Origin of the sequence: Occultella kanbiaonis (genome assembly GCF_009708215.1) — a bacterium.
Classification (GTDB): domain Bacteria; phylum Actinomycetota; class Actinomycetes; order Actinomycetales; family Beutenbergiaceae; genus Occultella; species Occultella kanbiaonis.
Window position 1 is genome coordinate 3,062,301 of sequence record NZ_CP046175.1, and the last position, 17,352, is coordinate 3,079,652.

13 protein-coding genes are annotated in these 17,352 nt (G+C 69.2%); 1 reads left to right on the top strand and 12 read right to left on the bottom strand.

The window, feature by feature from the left end; genetic code table 11:
• Positions 1 to 95: 95 nt before the first annotated feature.
• The 8 genes from GKS42_RS14105 to GKS42_RS14140 all read right to left on the bottom strand — a co-directional run bounded on the left by GKS42_RS14105 (position 96) and on the right by GKS42_RS14140 (position 11,478).
• A complete protein-coding gene (locus GKS42_RS14105) occupies positions 96 to 1,028 on the bottom strand; it encodes a glycoside hydrolase family 43 protein (RefSeq protein ID WP_168217676.1) in 933 nt (310 codons plus the stop codon).
• Positions 1,025 to 3,340 (bottom strand): glycoside hydrolase family 43 protein, encoded by a 2,316-nt coding sequence (locus GKS42_RS14110; RefSeq protein WP_154794397.1) that lies wholly within the window; start codon positions 3,338 to 3,340, stop codon positions 1,025 to 1,027. Before GKS42_RS14110 ends, GKS42_RS14105 begins: the two co-directional genes overlap by 4 nt.
• A gap of 173 nt (positions 3,341 to 3,513) precedes the next feature.
• Complete coding sequence (locus GKS42_RS14115; protein ID WP_154794398.1) at positions 3,514 to 5,799, bottom strand: hypothetical protein; 2,286 nt, start codon at positions 5,797 to 5,799, stop codon at positions 3,514 to 3,516.
• A 7-nt stretch (positions 5,800 to 5,806) separates the two neighbouring features.
• On the bottom strand, positions 5,807 to 7,429 hold the full coding sequence (locus GKS42_RS14120) for a type 2 periplasmic-binding domain-containing protein (protein WP_154794399.1): 1,623 nt from the start codon (positions 7,427 to 7,429) through the stop codon (positions 5,807 to 5,809).
• Between the two features lie 63 nt (positions 7,430 to 7,492).
• Positions 7,493 to 8,404: a carbohydrate ABC transporter permease gene (locus tag GKS42_RS14125; protein WP_154794400.1), complete on the bottom strand. Its 912-nt coding sequence runs from the start codon at positions 8,402 to 8,404 to the stop codon at positions 7,493 to 7,495.
• Entirely contained in the window at positions 8,401 to 9,318 is a 918-nt protein-coding gene (locus tag GKS42_RS14130) for an ABC transporter permease (RefSeq protein ID WP_232847675.1), read from the bottom strand. The genes GKS42_RS14125 and GKS42_RS14130 overlap by 4 nt, the downstream gene beginning before the upstream one ends.
• Before the next feature lie 315 nt (positions 9,319 to 9,633).
• Positions 9,634 to 10,671: a LacI family DNA-binding transcriptional regulator gene (locus GKS42_RS14135; RefSeq protein ID WP_168217839.1), complete on the bottom strand. Its 1,038-nt coding sequence runs from the start codon at positions 10,669 to 10,671 to the stop codon at positions 9,634 to 9,636.
• A gap of 186 nt (positions 10,672 to 10,857) precedes the next feature.
• Entirely contained in the window at positions 10,858 to 11,478 is a 621-nt protein-coding gene (locus tag GKS42_RS14140) for a histidine phosphatase family protein (RefSeq protein WP_154794403.1), read from the bottom strand.
• A gap of 173 nt (positions 11,479 to 11,651) precedes the next feature.
• Here GKS42_RS14140 and qcrB point away from each other — a divergent pair, with 173 nt between their 5' ends.
• Entirely contained in the window at positions 11,652 to 13,286 is a 1,635-nt protein-coding gene (qcrB, locus tag GKS42_RS14145) for a cytochrome bc1 complex cytochrome b subunit (protein WP_154794404.1), read from the top strand.
• 82 nt (positions 13,287 to 13,368) lie between these two features.
• Here the strand turns inward: qcrB and GKS42_RS14150 are convergent, their stop codons facing one another.
• The 4 genes from GKS42_RS14150 to GKS42_RS14165 are packed head-to-tail and all read right to left on the bottom strand — an operon-like array spanning position 13,369 to position 17,233.
• Positions 13,369 to 14,070 (bottom strand): GntR family transcriptional regulator, encoded by a 702-nt coding sequence (locus tag GKS42_RS14150; protein WP_168217840.1) that lies wholly within the window; start codon positions 14,068 to 14,070, stop codon positions 13,369 to 13,371.
• Between the two features lie 34 nt (positions 14,071 to 14,104).
• A complete protein-coding gene (locus tag GKS42_RS14155) occupies positions 14,105 to 15,016 on the bottom strand; it encodes a carbohydrate ABC transporter permease (protein ID WP_154794406.1) in 912 nt (303 codons plus the stop codon).
• The gene (locus tag GKS42_RS14160) at positions 15,013 to 15,912 is read right to left on the bottom strand and encodes a carbohydrate ABC transporter permease (RefSeq protein ID WP_154794407.1); all 900 of its coding nucleotides are present in this window, start codon (positions 15,910 to 15,912) and stop codon (positions 15,013 to 15,015) included. Before GKS42_RS14160 ends, GKS42_RS14155 begins: the two co-directional genes overlap by 4 nt.
• Complete coding sequence (locus tag GKS42_RS14165) at positions 15,902 to 17,233, bottom strand: ABC transporter substrate-binding protein (RefSeq protein ID WP_154794408.1); 1,332 nt, start codon at positions 17,231 to 17,233, stop codon at positions 15,902 to 15,904. Before GKS42_RS14165 ends, GKS42_RS14160 begins: the two co-directional genes overlap by 11 nt.
• Positions 17,234 to 17,352 lie beyond the last annotated feature (119 nt).

Below are 17,352 nucleotides of genomic sequence, written 5' to 3' on the forward strand. Positions count from 1 at the left end.
GAAGACGAACAGGTCACTCCCTGACGCAGACCGTCCCAGGGTGCTCGCGTTCCGGGGGCCCGAGCTGGGCGCTTCCGCGGAAGCGCCCAGTGACGTCACGCGTGCTCGGAGGCGATCTCCACCCGCGCCCGGGGGCCGTCCAGCACCGGAACGCCGCGGGTCCACCTCAGCTCGGTGAGCCACATCGTGCGCCCCGGAACCTTGGCGCCGACGGCGTCCGGCGGCCACGCGTGGTGGACGTACCAGGTGCGTCCACCGGTTTCGACGACCATCCCGTGCCCGGGCCCGGCGGCATCGTCCGTACTGCGCATGAGGGGCTCATCGGACGGTTTCGTGTATGGCCCCAGCAGGTCGTCGGCGACGGCGTAGCCCACGCCGTAGTCGGCTGACGCGTAGTCGTTCGCCGAGTAGAAGAGGACGTACCGGCCGTCCTGGATCCACAGGAAGGGACCCTCGACGAGGTGGCCCTCCCAGGCCTGGTCATGGGTGAGAAGCCTGTGCGGCTCCCCCACGAGCTCGAGCCCGTCGGGGCTCAACTGCTGGAGGTACACCCAGCTGTCGACACCGATGTGGTTGCCGTCGTTCTTCCAGAGCAGGTACCGGGTGCCGTCGACGTCGGTGAAAGGGCTCGCGTCGATCGATCCGCCCTCGTCGTGCTGACCGATGAACGGCACCTCGGCGACGTCCTCGAACGGCCCCTCGGGTGAGGCGGCGACTGCGGTCCCGATGCACTGGTTCCGGGTCACCCGCTCCATCGCGGTGTAGTAGGCGACGTAGCGGTCGGTGCCGAAGGCCGCGATCTCGGGAGCCCAGTGGCGTCCGGCGACCGACCACGGGGCCAGTCTCGGCATGCCCTCGCCGACCACGTCCCAGGTGACGAGGTCGTTCGAGCGCAGGATCGGAAGGGTCCCGACCTCGCCCTCGGTGGCGTATCCGTACCACCGACCGTCCACCTCCAGCACGAACGGGTCGGGAAAGTTCCGGCCGTGGACGGGGTTCGTGATGGCCACGGTGCCGCGGGCGCTCACCGGACGTCGAACACTCGGACGTAGTCGAACGTGGCGACCGCAGGCGGGGCGGCGCCACCGCCGGCGTACAGCCCGATTCGGGGGTCGGATCCGGCCGGCAGCGTCCACGTCGCTCCCCATCGCCACGTCTGTCCGTCACGTGACGTGGCCGAGCGGTAGAGCAGGTCACCGGTGGCCGGATCGACGGTGTGGTGCAGCTGCAGCCACATCGTCGGTGCGACGGGCCCACCGAGGTGCGCGCCCCAGTTGAACCGCCCGTCCTGGACGAGTTCCTTGCCGAACTCCGCCTGCCGGCTGCTCCAGATCGCCACCGTGCCAAGGCGCAGGAAGTCGTCGTCGGAGTTGTGCACGATCAGCCCGGCCTGCTGGTAGTTGCGGATCGTGTCCACTCCGAGGTCGAGCGTCACGCGGGTCTGCATGATCCACTCGCCCTCCGGGGCGTCCCGGAGCAGGAGGGCTCCCGTGTTGCCCTCGCCGACGATGTCGACCGACTCGAGCGGCCACTGGAGCTCGTTGGCCGTCACGGTGGTCCCAGAGGCGGGGCGCGCCCACTCCCAGCCGGGCTGCAGGTCACCCTCGAACTCCTCGGCGAAGAGCACGGAGCCGGGTTCCGGCTCGGCGACCCGCTCGGTCACCGGGATGTGTGCCGCGACCACACTCAGGTTGTCCACCTGCACGGCGCCACCGGTGGCCACCAGCTCGACGGGCCGCTGCTTCTGCGCGCCACGCGGCAGCTCGAGCTCAACCTCGGCGAGCACGTCGCCGAGTCGGCTCTCGGACAGGATCGCGCGCAGGACGCCGTCGCGCGCCTCGACGGTCAGCGACGTGAAGGCGTCCGGGGTGAACAGGTCCGTCAGCGGGGCCGACTCGACCGTGGTGCGCGCGCCCTGCGTCACCTCCGCACGGAGTTCCCCGGTGGTCCGGTCGACGGTGACCGCGATCGCGTTGCGTCCGGCCTGTGCGAGGCCCACCGCGAACGTCTGGGCGTCGTCGAGGAATCGGACGTCGGCCTCCACGCGCACGTCCCTCGGGGTCGGACGGTTCGAGACCACGCTCGCGGGCTCGCCCGCCGGTTCGAGCACGCCGACCCCGCCGGCGTCGTTGAGTTCCTCGACCGCGGCGTCCCAAGTCCCCGAGGTGGCGCGTAGGGCCTGGTTCGCGGCCGGGTCGCCCAGGTCGATCCCGAGCGCCGATCCGGTCACCGGTCCGGTCAACGACCCCTCCGTCGGTCCGGCACCGGCGCTCGCGACCGGCCAGCCGTCGATCCAGTCCAGTCTGTCCACGAACGTGGGCCGCTCGTTCACCCCACCCGGGGCATCGAGCCAGGCGTCGTCGCGTTCGATACCGTGATAGAGGATCCAGTCCTGGCCGCTGGTATCGGTGAAGATCGCATGGTGCCCCACACCGATGATGGAGTTGCCGTTCTGGGCGAGGACCTGCGTGCCGCCCACCCGGGAGTCCAGCAGCGAGACGCCCTCGTGGTCGACGAACGGGCCGAGCGGGGAGGTGGATCGGCCCGCATACACGCTGTACCCGGTCACCGGGCCGGCGCAGCAGTTCGCGGACGACGCGGTGAGGTAGTAGTAGCCGTCGCGCTTCACCACGAACGAGCCCTCGTACCGGTCGGGCCGGGCCACCCTGGTGGCCGCACCGACCGCCGTCAGGCCGCTCTCGTCGAGCTCGGTGACCCACAGTCCGCCGTGGTACCCGCCGAAGTACAGGTACCGGACGCCGTCGTCGTCGACGAACAGCGCGGGGTCGATGGTGTTGAAGTAGCCGCCACCACCGTCGGGCCGGGGCGCGACGACGGCGGCGCCGGAGTCGGTCCAGGGCCCGGCCGGGGTGGGCGCCGTGGCCGCACCGATCGCATAGTTCGACCCTCCGGGGTCCGCCACCGTGTCCGTCACCGTGTAGTAGAGGACGTACTGTCCGGCCACGTACCGGATGTCCGGTGCCCAGAGGAAGGATCCCGACGTCGCCCAGTCCGGCCGGGTGTCGTCCTCGAACACCGTGCCCAGGTACTCCCAGCTGGAGAAGTCATGGCTGCGCGCGATGTGCATCAGACCGAACGGGCTCGGCGCCTCGGTGAGAGGGTCGCTCGTCGCGTACATGTACCAGTAGCCGTCCTTGCCGCGGATGATCGCGGGATCGGCGTAGGTGTCGGAGAACTCGTCCGAGATCGGGTTCGTCACGGTCGCCGCCGGCGGACCTGACGACGACGCGGCCGGATCGGCCGTCGCAGCCTGTAGCCCGGAGCCGAGCAGGCACAGGCTGGCGGCAGCGGCAAGGACCGCACGGAGGGAGGGACGCATGGGTGTCAACCTTTCGGACCGCGACAGCTTCGGTGATGTGGCGCCTGCGTCCTGTCTAGCGAACTCTTCCAACGTTGTAAAGGGGGTTGCGTGTCCTGCCGGCCGACCGAGCCCGGGCGTCGCACCCGGACCGCGGGCGAGGGCGGCGGTACCTGGGCCGCCGCCCTCCCCGGTCAGCGCATGTGCTCGACCACGCGCGCCTGCAGGGGCGCGACGCTCAGCGAGCCCGACGCGGACTCGCCGGACGTGAGTTCCCGCCCCCCGCCGTCGGGCACCTCGAAGAGCACCTCCGACCCGGTGGGATTCACCACGACCGTCCAGCTCCGCCGGTCCGCGGACCGCACCCGCCACGCCCGGGCACCGCCGTCCGCCGGCAGCGCCACGCACTCCGGGGCCGACGAATCCGGGCCGGCGCCCTCCACGTGGACCAGGTAGGCGGTGTCCACGATCGTGGTCCGGGGTCGGATGTACGCGGGCCCTCCGAACGCACCGATGGCGAGCGTCTCGACGCCGATCGAACGCAGTGCGGGGCCGCCGTGGGGCGCCGGCCGTCGCAGCAGCTGCACGGGCTGGGCATCCAGGGACCGAACGGTCAGCCGTCCGTCGACGCTGACCTCGGAGCCCAGATCGCGCACCGACTCCTCGGTCGCAGGGCCATCGAGGGTGAGCGTCTCGCCCGCCGTTCGCAGCAGCCGACGATGCTGGTTGTAGGTGTCGTTCGGAATGCCCAGGTTCAGCCCGTGGCCGCCGAGCAGGCCGACATGCCAGTCCGCCGTCGTGACCAGCTGGAGGCCGAGGACCGTGGCGTCGTCCGGAAGCGCGATCATCGCGATCACGCTCACGGCTCCCGGCCCGCCGCTCCAGCCCTCGCCGATCGCGAGCTCGGCGCCCTCGACCACCTGCCCGACGGTCGCGAACCCACCGGCGAAGCTGCCCTGCCAGTACTGCAGCACCCGGCGGGACGGCTTGCCGGGGCCGTACTGGCCGAGAGCCGCCTGATCGCCCTCGAAACTCAGCTGCGGAGCGAGGTTCAGGTGATACTCGGCAAGGTCGCCGCGCTCGACAGGCAGGCAGAGCCCCTGGGTCGTGGTGAATGCCCGCCAGCTGTGCGCAGCGAACCGCCGCGCCCCACGGGTGACCAGCACTCCGTGCTCGTCGTCGTGCCAGACGTCATCCTGCGCGGCAGCAGTGCGGACCGCCACCAGCGGGGCCGGCTCGGGCACGGTCGCGTCCGGCTCCGGCGGGAGCCCGGGCCACCGCGCACCATCGAGGTTGGCGGCGACGACGGCCAGGGCGTTGGCCCGGTCCGACTCCAGCCGCACGTAGTAGTAGGGGCGCTGACGGGCCAGGTGATCGAAGCGGCGCCCGTAGAACGAGCCGTTCTCGTTCGGTTCGGCATCGACCATGTCCAGGTAGGCCGCGACCAGGTCCGCCGCCCCGGCATCGCCGAGGTGGTGCTGGGCGTACTGCGCGCCGACCGGCACGTACTCCTGGCAGTACGCGTACCGGACGCGGCTGTCCCCGCCGATCCGGATCAGCCTGCCATCGGGCGTGATGCAGGAACTCAGCCGCTCCCAGAGCGCGTCCTGGTGCAGGTGCAGCAACTCCGGGACGGGCAGGCCGGCGCGCACCTGGTCGAAGTAGAGCAACGCCGCATGGCTGGTGCAGATGGCCATGTAGCCGGCGTTGAGATAGCCGTGGTGGTCAAGCGCCATCGAGTCGAAGAAGTTGGCACCGCGGTGCCGCTCCCGCAGCGGCAGCCCGTCGTAGATCGTCTCGTCGGTGGCGTCGGCCGCGAGGGAGACACCGTTGGCAAGGAACCGCAGGGCCGCGTCCCGGTAGCGCGGCGCCTGCTCGGCGTCAGGCCAGCGCGTGGCCGTGCGCCACAGCAACGCTCCGTTCCAGAGGTTCGACTCGGGGTGGTTGTGCCCCGAGGCATCCCAGACGTCCGCCTGGACGCCGAGGTCCCTGCCGCGGTGATAGCCGGTGCTGAGCCACTCGGACTCGCTGAAGAGGACAGCCCGCGCCGCGTCCGCGACGCCGGTCGCGCCCAGGCCCCGCATGAGCTCCACTCCGAACCAGGCCCGTTCGATGCCGAGAACACTGATCCAGGTGTGCCCCCACTGGGTCCCGTCGGCGCACCTGCCGGTGCCGGACACGTGCGAGTCCCAGGCGAACCGGTAACTGGCCTCGGCCCGCCGGCGGGCGAACGCCCTGGTCACGGGATCGTCATGGTGGACCGCGACGACGGCCGCTGCCGAGGCGTACTTGAGGTTCGTCTGCGCCCCCCAGACGTTGTAGCCGGTACCGAACCAGCCGGTCCCGTTGGGGCCATCCGTCCACCACGGCTCCATCGCGTGCAGCCAGCGGCCGAGGCGCTCCACGATCCGGGTGTGCTGCCGGCCGACGCCGTGCTCCTGCCGGTCCGAACCGGTCAACCGCTGCTCGGTTGCGCTCATCGGGCGGTCACCCCTGCTTCTCGTCGAAGGCTGCCTGGTACTCGGCGAGGATGTCGGCCCCGCCGCCGCTGTTGAACTCCTCGACGGCGACGCTCCAGTCGCTGACCGGCCGGCGCCCGAGCATGATGTCCAGCTCGGCGTCCTCGAGCGTGCCCTGGAGCGAGGCGAGCTTGCGGCTGGCGGTCTCCGAGTACAGGCCGAGCGTCGGGTCCTGCAGTGACTTCTCGGTGACGCGGTTCTGGTGGTCCCAGGCCGCCTGGACCACGGCCTCCCGGTTGGGGGCGTACACCACGCGCGCGGCATCGGAGATGTAGAGGGACCCGATGTTCACCTCGCTGGCGGCATCCGTGGGCACCGGGTCTGTGCCCTCGAGCTCGTAGTTGACGCCCTCGATGCCGAACTTGCAGAACAGGTACTCCTCGGTGCCGAACGGAGCGGCGAGGTAGTCGGCAACCTTCAGCAGGGTCTCGGCCCGGTCCGCCGAGCCAGCACTGATCGCGGTGATGCCGTAGTTCGGCTTCGGCACGAACTGGGTGCCGGTGCCGCCGTCGAATCCGATGACCGGCATCGCCTGGATGTTCAACCCGGGTACCGAGCCGTGCTGGACGTACAGGCTGAACCACGCGATGAACGAGTCCTCGTGGAAGATCGACCTACCGGCGCCGAACCAGTCCTTCCTCGCCGAGCCCGGCGCGGACGGTGCGTCCGGGTTGACGACGCCCGCCGCCTGGAGAGCCCGCACGGCGTCCAGTGCCTGCTCATGCCGCTCGTCCTCGAGCGTGCTCGTGAACGTCCCGTCGACCACGGTCCAGTAGCTCGGGATGTCCACACTGGCGCGCGCGTAGACCAGCGGGAGGTTCCCCCACGCCCACGTGTTGCCGCCGGTGAGCTCCTCCGAGAGATCGCTCAACTCGCCGAAGCTCCGCGGCATCTCGGTGATCCCCGCGGCCTCCAGCAGGTCCTGCCGGGCGAACAGCGTCGGCAGGTTCACCAGCCCACGCTGGATCGGGATGGCTCGGATCCGACCCTCGAAGGCGCACTCCTCCCATGAGGCGGTCGGGATGTTTGCCAGCCCTGGGTAGGCGGCGATGGCGTCGCCGGAGAGGAACTCGGTGAGGTCCGCGGCCTCGGAGGCCATGAATTGCGGCAACGACTGGGTCGAGCCCACGTGGAAGAAGTCCGGGAGCGCGCGGCCGGCGACGGTGGTCGCGAACTTGGCGTCGTACTCACCGGCGGGCGTCAACGTGATCTGGAGCTCGGAGCCGAGCCTCTCGTTCATCTCCTGCCAGAACGCGTTCTGATCCATCGCAGGTGGAAGAGCGAACGAGGTCGGTCCCATGGCGGTGATGGGCTCACCGTCACTGGGGGTCCCTGTGGAGATCGCGGCCGGGCTGGCCGGGTAGGCGAAGAACCCGCTCGACGTGCGACCGTCCTGGACCGGCAGGTCTGCTTCGACGCCCTCGTAGGGGATGTAGTCGGGCAGCGCGGCCGCGGCGCCGCCGCCCGAACCGCCCTGGTCGTTGCCGCCGTTCGGACCGCTCGAGCAGGCTGCGATGCCGGCCAGTGCTGCGATCCCGAGGCCGGTCGTGAGGACTGCTCGCCGGGACGGGTGAGGAGTGTGCGCGGACATGGTCGGTCCTTCCAATGGTGTGTGGTGCAGGGGTGAGTTGGGAGTCGGGGTAGGACGTCGGCGTCAACCCTTGACCGCTCCCGTGAGAGCGCCCTTGGCGAAGTGGCGCTGCAGGAACGGGTAGACGCACACGATCGGCACGATCGAGACCACGAGGATCGCCATCTGCAGGGTCACCTGGGCCGGGAGGATCCCGGAGGCGAGGTCGGCGGCGCCGATCTGGTTGTCGTTGGTGACGTAGGACCGCAGCACCAGTTGCAGCGGCCACAGCTTGGGGTCGTTGATGTACAGCAGCGCGGAGAAGAAGGCGTTCCAGTACCCGACGGCGTAGAACAGCCCGATGACGGCAAGGGCGGCCTTCGACAACGGCAGCACGATGCGGGCCAGCATGGTGAACTCGCTGGCCCCGTCGATCTCGGCCGCCTCCAGGACATCCGTCGGAAGGTTGCTGAAGAAGGCGCGCAGCACGATCACGTTGAACGCGTTCAGGCAGGTGGGAACGATGAGTGCGGCAAGGCTGTCGAGCAGACCGAACTGCTGCACCGCGAGGTACATCGGAATGATGCCCGGGTTGAAGAACAGGCTGAAGATCAGCAGCATCGTGATCAGCCGCCGCCCCGGCAGCGCGGACCGGGTCAGCGCGTAGGCGAGCATGGAGGAGACGGTGAGCGAGAGCACGGCGCCGACGATCGTGACGATGCCGCTGACTCCCAGGGCCCGGGTGACCACGCCACCCGACAGGATCGCCTGGTAGGCGGTGATGTCGAGACGCTCGGGCCAGAGCACCATCCCGCCGGAGTTGGTGACCTGTGCCGAGGGCGCCAGCGACGTCGCGATGATCGCGACGAACGGAACCAGCACGAGGGCACACGCGACGGCGAACACGAGCAGCTTGACGACGCCGAACAGGGGTGACGGCCGCTGCTGACCATTGATGAGGGTGTTGCGCCGGGCGTGGCGCGTGGCGTTCGTCATGACCGGTACAACCCGTCCTCCCCGAAGAGGTGCGCCAACTTGTTCGCACCCAGCACCAGCAGGACGGAGACGATGCCCTTGACCAGGCCGACCGCCGTCGCCTCGCTCCAGCTGCCGTCCACGATGCCGACGTTGTAGACGTAGGTATCCAGCACCTCGGACGCCTCGATACCGACGGCCGGCTGCTGGAGGATGATCTGCTCGAAGCCCACGCTGAGCGCGTCTCCGAGCCGCAGGATCAGGAGCAGGATCACGATCCCCTTGAGCGCCGGCAAGGTGATGTGCCACATCTGCCGGAACCGTCCGGCGCCATCCATCGTGCTCGCCTCGTACAGGGTCGTGTCGATCTGGGACAGCACCGCCAGGAACAGGATCGTCGCCCAGCCGGCGTCCTTCCAGATCAGCTGGCTGGTCACCAGCGGGATGAAGAGGTCGGCGTTGCCGATCAGGGAGAACGTGTCCAGGTCGTTGGCCCGGAGGAAGTTGTTGATCATCCCGGCACCTCCGAGGAACTGCTGGAAGACCGCCACGACGATCACCCAGGACAGGAAGTGGGGCAGGTACAGCACCGACTGGACGATCCGTTTGATCCGCTCCGAGACCATGGAGTTCAGGGCCAGGGCGAGCGCGATCGGCACCGGGAAGACCAGCAGCACCTGCACAAGGGTGATGATCAGGGTGTTGGTGAGTGCGTTGACGAAGCGGTGGTCACCGCGTGCGATCAGCTCGAAGTTCTCGAGCCCGACCCACGGGCTCTCCCAGACCCCGACGAACGGCAGATAGTCCTTGAAGGCGATGACGTTGCCGACGAGGGGGTAGTACTGGAAGGCGAGCAGGAGCAGCACACCCGGTGCCGCCAGCGCCAGCAAGGGGGCGCTGCGCCGCAGCCGGGCCGCCCGTTTGGTGGAATTCACGCCTAGAACAGCTCCATTGCCTGTCGAAAACCTACGGTCTGTACCAAATGAACGCGCGATCATTGCGAGTTCCGTGAACCTAGCGGGCTCCTCGCCGGACTGTCAACCGCCCTCTCGGCGGGCAGTCGACGGCGACGTCCCTCCGACGAGCCAGCGGTCGGGCTCGCCGGGTCCGGCACCGACGACGGCGTGCGACCGGGCTGGACGTGCTTGAGGATGCTCTCGAGGCGGCCGAGGACCGGGTCACGTTCCGCCGGTTCCGGCGGTCACCGGGCCCGGCCGCGGAACGTCCGCTCCGACGATCCCGGGTCTGGGCTAGAGCACGCCGCCGACGACCCCGTGCACGTCACCTCGGCCGGCACTCACCTGGTCCGAACTGCGTGCCGCAACGGTGGATCGGCGCACCACGAGTTCACCCGCGATCAGCCGGTAGGACGGTGGACCGTCCGGCTCCGCGAGCCGCCGCACGCACTCCTCGACGGCCAGTGCCCCTCGCTCGTGAAGGGCGGTTGCCACGCTTGTCAGCCCGGGGCCGAAGAACTCGGTGATCGGGAGCCCTCCGAATCCGGCGACCGCCAGGTCCTCCGGGACCCGCAGTCCGAGTTCGGCCGCCGCGTGCATGGCACCGAGTGCCATCTCGTCAGTGGCAGCGAAGACTGCGTCCGGGCGAGCACCGCGCGCCACCGCCCGGTGCAGGGCCTCGTAACCTGCCCGAGCAGTCCACTCCTCGGCCATCTCGAAGAAGTCGGCGTCGTCGACGCGCGCCTTCCAGCCGTCCCACCGGAACCGTGACACCAGCGTCTCGGGGCGAGCTCCGATGTGCAGGATCCGGCTCCTGCCGATCTCGAGCAGATGCTCCATCACGACGTCGACCGCACCCAGCTCGTCCAGCGCCGCGACCGAGCACGGCGAGCCGGGACCCAGATCGGTGGTGCTGATGATCGGGAACGGCACGTCCGCCGCCGCCAGGACCTCCGCGTTCAGACTGGTCGACGGCAGCACCATGACCGCGGCCGCCGACTGCTCGACCATCGTGTTGAGGCCGCGGCGCAACTCCTCGCCGTCCGAGTCCGTGGCGATCGCGACCGCGAGGGTATACCCCGCCGATGTCGCGACCTCGTTGATGCCGCGCAGCAGCAACGCGCTCGCCCGGCCCGGTGGTTCGCCGAAGATGACACCGAGGGTCCGGCTCGCGCCCATGAGCGCCTGGGCCGCCCGGTTCGGGCGGTAACCGAGTCGCTCGATGACCTCCCGGACGGCTGCGGCGGTGGCCTCGACCACGGCGGGATCGCGGGTGAGCACCCTGGACACCGTGGCCCGAGAGACGCCGGCGGCCTCGGCGACGTCTGCCATCCGCACCCGTTGCGACGGCGGTACGCGCCCTCTTCGACCCATCGTCGGCTCCCTTCCGCCCCAGCACTGCGAGCATTGACGATGCCGAGCATATCGAGGTCCAGGTCGCCGACCGGCCGGAGTGTACTCGCGTACATTCGGATGGCGACCGAGGCGGAGCGGGACCGCGGTCACCGAAGCGTGGGCTCAGTGCCCCGCGACCGCCACGTCGGTGCTGCCCGGCCAGGTCTTCAGCGACCAGCCGTCCGCGTCCACGTGCACCTCGGCGACGCCGCACGGCGGGATCCAGCGCGACTCGGTCATCCCCGGCTCCGCCGCCGCGAGGTGCGGCAGCACCAGTGACATCGTGCCGCCGTGGCTGATCACCAGCACGGTCTCGCCGCGGAACCGGTCGGCGATCTCCTCCGCCGCACCGGCGAACCGGGTCACGACCTGCGTGCCGGACTCCCCGCCCGGCAGGGCGGCGCCGAGGTCACCATCCACCCAGCGGTGCATCACCCGCAGTGCCCGGGCTTCTCCGTCGGGCGTCTCGGCGTCCGGACCGAGGTCGAACTCGACGAGACCGGGCAGCGCCTCGGGCCTCAGCCCGAGTTCGGCACCGACCACGGCGCCGGTCTCGACCGCGCGGCGCAGGGTGCTCGTGAACAGCCCGGCGACCTTGCGGTCCCGCAGCGACCCGGCGAGGGCACGGGCCTGGGCGACGCCGTCCGGGGTGAGGCCGAGGTCGTCGTCGGTCCCCGGCTCGGGCTCGTAGGCGTGCCCGTGCCGGGCCACCAACAGCACCGCCGCGCACTGCAGATCGCTCACCCGTTCGACGGTACTGCACGGTGGACGCCCGCCACAGCGCCCCCGGGGCGAACCACCACGGTGACGTCCGCCTCTTCCGTGCGGGTGGGTGTCACAAACCGCGTCGCTACGGCGTCATCCAGGTACCCGGCTCCACGAGCCGGGCATCGAGTAGGGAACGGAGTGGGTGCGACGTGAGCGCAGGGAGCGCGAAGGGCAGTCAGACGATGGACCGGCTCGCGGACCGGTTCGCCCAGCGGACCCGGCTGAGCACGGTCATCACGTCCTGGCGGGTGCACGCCTTCACCGATCACTGGTCCCTGCTGCTCGGTCAGATCGTCCTCGCGAGTTTCGTCGTGTGCGCCCTCACGGGCGCCTTCCTCACGTTCTTCTACGACCCGTCGGTCGCCCCGGTCGTCTATGACGGCCCGTACGGACCTCTCCAGGGCGTCGAGATGTCGCGCGCCTACGAGTCGACCCTGGAGATCTCACTGGAAGTTCGCGGTGGCTTGTTGATGCGCCAGCTCCACCGTTGGAGCGCCAACCTGATGATCGCCGCGTTGCTGCTGCACATCCTGCGTGTCTTCTTCACCGGCGAGTTCCGTCGGCCGCGCGTGAAGAACTGGCTCATCGGATTCGGCGTCCTGTTCGCGGGCATGGGCGCGGGCCTGACCGGCGCGCTGCTTCCCGACGACATGCTCTCCGGCAGCAGTCTCGCGGTGCTCGACGGGCTCCTCAAGAGCGTTCCCGTGGTCGGGACCAGGTTGTCGGATCTCGTGTTCCAGGGACAGTTCCCGAGCGGTGCGATCGCCACGTTCTACCCGCTCCACGTGTTCGTCCTGCCGGGCATCATCGTGGCGCTCATCGCGGTGTACGCCCTGCTGAGCGCACGAAGCGGGCCCGCTCGCCCCGGATCCGGAGCTGGATCCGAGGGCGCGGTCCGGCGGCGTCCGACCGCTTCCGCAACGAGGCAGGCAGGCCTGTTCCTCATCGTGTTCGGTGGCCTGACGCTGATGGCGGTACTCGTGACCGTCAGCCCGATCTGGGACTACGGGCCGGCCGATCCGGGCAACACCTCCGCCGGAGCCGGCGCGCTCTGGTACCTGGCCTTCCTCGACGGAGCGCAGAAGCTCGTCCCCCCGGGCTGGGAGTTCCTCTGGCTGGGTGGGACCTGGGTCCTGGCGCTGCTCGTGCCCGTCGCGGTGTCCGGGTTGTACCTGGTGACGGCCATGATCTACCCGTTCATCGAACGCTGGATCACCGGCGACCGACGCGAGCACCACAGGCCCGCCAGGCCGCGCAATGCCCCGACCCGCACCGCGATCGGAGTCGCCGGAATCATCTTCTACGGCGTTCTGTGGGCAGCAGCCGGGACCGACACCATCGCGCTGCAGTTCGGGATCGGTTTCGAGGGAATCGTGCTGACGCTCCAGATCGCACTCCTGCTCGGACCCGTGCTCGGGTTCGTCCTGACCAGGCGCATCTGCGTCGCGCTACAACGAAAGGATCGAGAGCTCGTGCTCCACGGTCACGAAACAGGCAGGGTCGTCCGGTCGTCGACGGGTGAGTACGTCGAGGTGCATCGGCCATTGGATGCCTACGAACGGTGGCGGCTGGTCGACTACGAGGTGGACGAACCGCTGACGCTCGAGCCGGACGCCAACGGACGCGTCCGGTGGCGGACGCGGGTCCGGGTTCGCCTCTCCCGCTGGTTCTACCGCGACCGCATCCCCCCGGTCACCCCCGCCGAACTGCGTGCGGCCCGCGAGCGGGACGCGGCCGATGGTGAGCGCACGGCCGAACGGAGCGTCCTGGAGGACTCACGCTGAGCTGCCGTTGCTCTCGGGTTACGCCGAGGTGTGGCCGGTGCACCACGAGCCGATCCCGAGCTTGGTGAGGTGCGGCTACCGGTCACTCGCCGTCGTCGAGGAGGTGTCGCAGCGCCAACAGGGATGGCTCGCGGCCGACTTCGATGTGCGTGTACGCGGCCGATTCGGCGAGTCGCTCGTTCCCCGAACGCACGGCCGCCAGCAACTCACGGTGCTCGCGGCAGGCGGTCTCGTGATCGCGCTGCGCCGTGAGCATGAACAGCCACGCCATACGGCTGGAGATCGACCGCATCAGCGACGTCATCAACGAGTTCCCTGACGCCGCCACCAGGGCCATGTGGAACGTGACGTTCGCCTCGGCGAAGCCAAGATCGTCACCGCGGGACATCTCGGTCTCAGACTCCTGCAGGACGAGGTCCATCCGGTCCAGCGCCGCACCGTCCCCACTTGCCCGGGCTGCCCGCCCGACCGCGGCCACCTCGATGGCCAGCCGCGCGTCGAACAGTTCGTGCACTGCTTGGGTGTTCCACCGGGTGACCACCGCCGTGCGGCGGGGCAGGGTCGTGATCAGCCCCTCCGCCTTGATCCGGGGCAGCACCTCCCGTAGCGGGATCCGGGAGACCTGCAGGTCGGTGGCGAGCCGACTCTCCGGCAGCCGGGCGCCCTGCTCGTACTGGCCGGTGATGATGCGCTCCCGGATCGACCGGTAGACCCGGGACCCGAGCCCGTCCTCGGACGCCAGGGTCAGATCGCCGGTCGCACCCGTGATGGGAGGCGGACCCACGGAAGACACCCTCCGCAGCATACTCACGCCGCCCCTACTTGAGGCTGCCCATGGCGAGTCCGCCCACCCAGTAGCGCTGCAGCCCGAGGAATGCCACCACCAGCGGCACCACCGAGATCAATGACCCCGTGATGACGAGGTTGAACAGCGGGGTGGACGCGCCCGCGGTGGCTTCAGCCCGTGCGTACCAGTCCGCCAGCCCCACCGTGATCGGGTAGAGCGCACTGTCGGACAGCATCAACAACGGGAGGAAGTAGTTGTTCCAGATCCCCACGAGGGAGAAGATCAGCACCGTCGCGAGCGCCGGCCTCAGGATGAACAGCGCGATCGACCGGAACGCGCGCCACTCGCCGGCGCCGTCGATGCGGGCCGCCTCCAGAACCTCGTCCGCCACTGAGTCCTGCGCGAACACCCGCACCAGGTACACGGCGAACGGGTTCAGCATCGACGGCAGGATGACGGCCCACGGGGTGTTGACGAACCCGAGCCCCGCCATCAGCAGATACTGAGGGATGACCAACGCCGTCAGCGGGATCATCATGATCCCGAGCAGGGCGGCGAAGATGAGCCGTTTGCCCGGGAAGTCGTACTTCGCGAATCCGTAGCCGGCGAGCCCGGAGACCACGAGCGCCCCCAGACCGCCCACTCCGGTGTACAGCACGGTGTTCACGAGCCATCGCCCGAATGCGCCGTCGTCCTGGGTGAAGGTCGCTGCGATGTTCTCCAGGATCCCGTTCGCCGATCCGAACCACAGCGCCGCACTGCTGTACAGGTCGGTGTTGGACTTGGTGGCGTTGACGGCCAGCCACCACACTGGCACGAGGTAGTAGGCCATCATCAGGGCCATCACGAGCCAGAGCGACATCACGCCACGGCCGGTCGGACTGGGCCGAGAGTGACGCTCGTCCTCGGTCACAAGCGACGGGGACTCGATCAGGACAGTCATGACAGACCACTTCGCTTTCGGGTCAGCCCCAGCAGGACGAAGGACGCAAGGAATACCAGCACGCTGACCGTGAATGAGACGGCGGCCGCGTAGTTGAACTGCGCGTATGAGAAGCCGAGGTTGTGGGCATAGGTGTTCGGTGTGAATGATGGGATGAACACATCGGGCGCCTGGGCGCTCAGGATGTTCGGCTCGGTGAAGAGCTGCATCGCCCCGAACACCGACAGCAACCCGGTGAGCACGAGCGAGGAGGCCACCATCGGGATCTTGATCGACCACGCCAGGCGAACCGCGTCGGCACCGTCGACCCGCGCCGCCTCGTAGATCTCGCGAGGCACTCCCTGCAGCGCCGAATGGATGATCACCATCGTGAAGCCGGTGCCGCCCCAGACCAGGATGTTCCCGATCGCGCCCAGGCCGGTCGACGACGTCAGCACATTCGTCTGGAGTGGTCCGAACGTCGGGCTGTAGAGGTAGCCCCACATCAGGACCGCGACGACCCCCGGCACGGCGTAGGGCAGGAACAGCGCGAGCCGGAACGCCCGGGCGTACGGCGATGCGAAGTGGTCGAGCAGCAGTGCTGCGAACAGCGCGAGCCCGATGGTGATCGGCACCTGGACCGCCCCCAGCAGCAGGATCCGTCCCACCCCGGCGTGGAAGAGGGGATCCTGCAGCACCATGACGAAGTTCGAGAGTCCGGTGAACTGGGGCCCGCGCGCGAGCGTGTCCGTGTACAGGCTCATGCGGACCGCCCAGACGACCGGGATGATGATCAGCACGATCATCAGCACCGTGAACGGGGTCACGAACAACCACCCCGCGCGGCGACGGGCTGCCGCCGTCGGGCCGGTCGCCCAGGTGCGCGAGCGCACGGTCCCGACGTGGCTAGTGGACATCGAAGGCCTGCTCTCTTGCGTATCGGACGATCCGGTCGCGGGTGGCGGACATGACGTCGGACCAGGCCAGCCGCCCGTGGAGGGCGTCGAAGATCGCTTGGTCGAAGGTGTCGGTGAAGTACCGGTCGAACGGGGAGAAGTCAGGAACCACGGCGGTGCTGCCGGACTCCACGTGGAGCTCGTTCACCATCTGTCCGCCGTAGAACTCGGCGTGCTCTCCCAGGAACTCCGCGGAGTCCCGAGCCTCGGCGCGGGCCGGAAACAGCTTGGCGGTCCACATCGCCATGTCCCAGGCGACCTCGTCGCCGCCGAACAGGTGACGACATACGTAGGCGGCGGCCTCCGGGTCGCGCGCCGACTTGCTCACGGCGTAGCCCGAACCGCCCCAATTGCCGGAGACCGACTCACCGCGCCGCCACTGCGGGATGCCCGCGACCCGCCATCCTCCGGCCGTCGACGTGGCCTTGGACTCGATCTGCCAGCTGTACCAACTCGCCGACACCAGGCCCCAGTAGCCGCCCCGTGCCAGCCGGGCATCCATCTCCGTGGAGAACATGGCGGTGGTGTCGATGAGGTCCGCCTGGATCATCTCGCCCCAGCGCTCCATGACCGCGTTCGCGGGCTCGGTGTCGATCGTGACCCCGAGCGCCGTGGGCTCGGTGAGGTCGTACTCGAAGAAGGTGCCACCGGCCTGCGCGACGAGCGCGGCGAACCATGTCGACGGCCCCATGACCGCGAGGTAGGCGTCCTCGTCGGCGGAGCGGACACGGTCGGCCGCGGTGGCGAACTCATCCCACGTTGCCGGCACGTCGGCGCCTGCTTCCGCGAGTCGTTCGGGCTGGTGGAAGAACGTCAGCGGGCCCGAGTCCACGGGTGCGGCGTAGACCTGACCGCCCTGGGAGACCTGGGCCCACAGTGCCTCGTCGTAGTCCCCCGTATCCTCGGCGCCACCGTACTGCCCCAGGTCCAGCAAGTAATCCTGCACCACGAAGTGTGGCACCAGGCTGAGGTCGGTGAGGAAGACATCGGGACCGCCCGTTCCGGCGTACATGGCGGTCATGAACTTCTGGTAGTACTGCCCAATCCCCCAGCCGTTGTCGACCCAGCGGACTTGGATCTCATGGGTGTCGTTGAAGTGCGCGATCAGTTCGGCGTTCATCGACTCGAAACCGCCCCACACGGTGACGACGGGCCGTCCGTCGTCGACCCCGCGACTGCAACCTGTCAGGGCTGAGGCGACCAGGCCGGTGGCTGCCAGGAGCCCACGTCTGCTGATCTCCGGACCCGGGCGGGGCGGACGGATCACTTGTGGTGAGGACATCGCTCTCCTTCAGTAGATCGCACGTTGGTATACCAAATCGTGGCATCTGGGTGTTACGGCGTTGTGAACATCAGTGTCTCGCTCGGTCACACATGGCAGCCAATTCCTATGCGTCATCA

Bases quoted from the DNA above. Each gene is read 5' to 3' on its own strand.
- GKS42_RS14115 (WP_154794398.1), bottom strand. From the start codon at position 5,799: ATGAGCGCAACCGAGCAGCGGTTGACCGGTTCGGACCGGCAGGAGCAC.
- GKS42_RS14155 (WP_154794406.1), bottom strand. From the start codon at position 15,016: ATGACTGTCCTGATCGAGTCCCCGTCGCTTGTGACCGAGGACGAGCGT.
- GKS42_RS14135 (WP_168217839.1), bottom strand. From the start codon at position 10,671: ATGGCAGACGTCGCCGAGGCCGCCGGCGTCTCTCGGGCCACGGTGTCC.
- GKS42_RS14120 (WP_154794399.1), bottom strand. From the start codon at position 7,429: ATGTCCGCGCACACTCCTCACCCGTCCCGGCGAGCAGTCCTCACGACC.
- GKS42_RS14165 (WP_154794408.1), bottom strand. From the start codon at position 17,233: ATGTCCTCACCACAAGTGATCCGTCCGCCCCGCCCGGGTCCGGAGATC.
- GKS42_RS14125 (WP_154794400.1), bottom strand. From the start codon at position 8,404: ATGACGAACGCCACGCGCCACGCCCGGCGCAACACCCTCATCAATGGT.
- GKS42_RS14160 (WP_154794407.1), bottom strand. From the start codon at position 15,912: ATGTCCACTAGCCACGTCGGGACCGTGCGCTCGCGCACCTGGGCGACC.
- GKS42_RS14110 (WP_154794397.1), bottom strand. From the start codon at position 3,340: ATGCGTCCCTCCCTCCGTGCGGTCCTTGCCGCTGCCGCCAGCCTGTGC.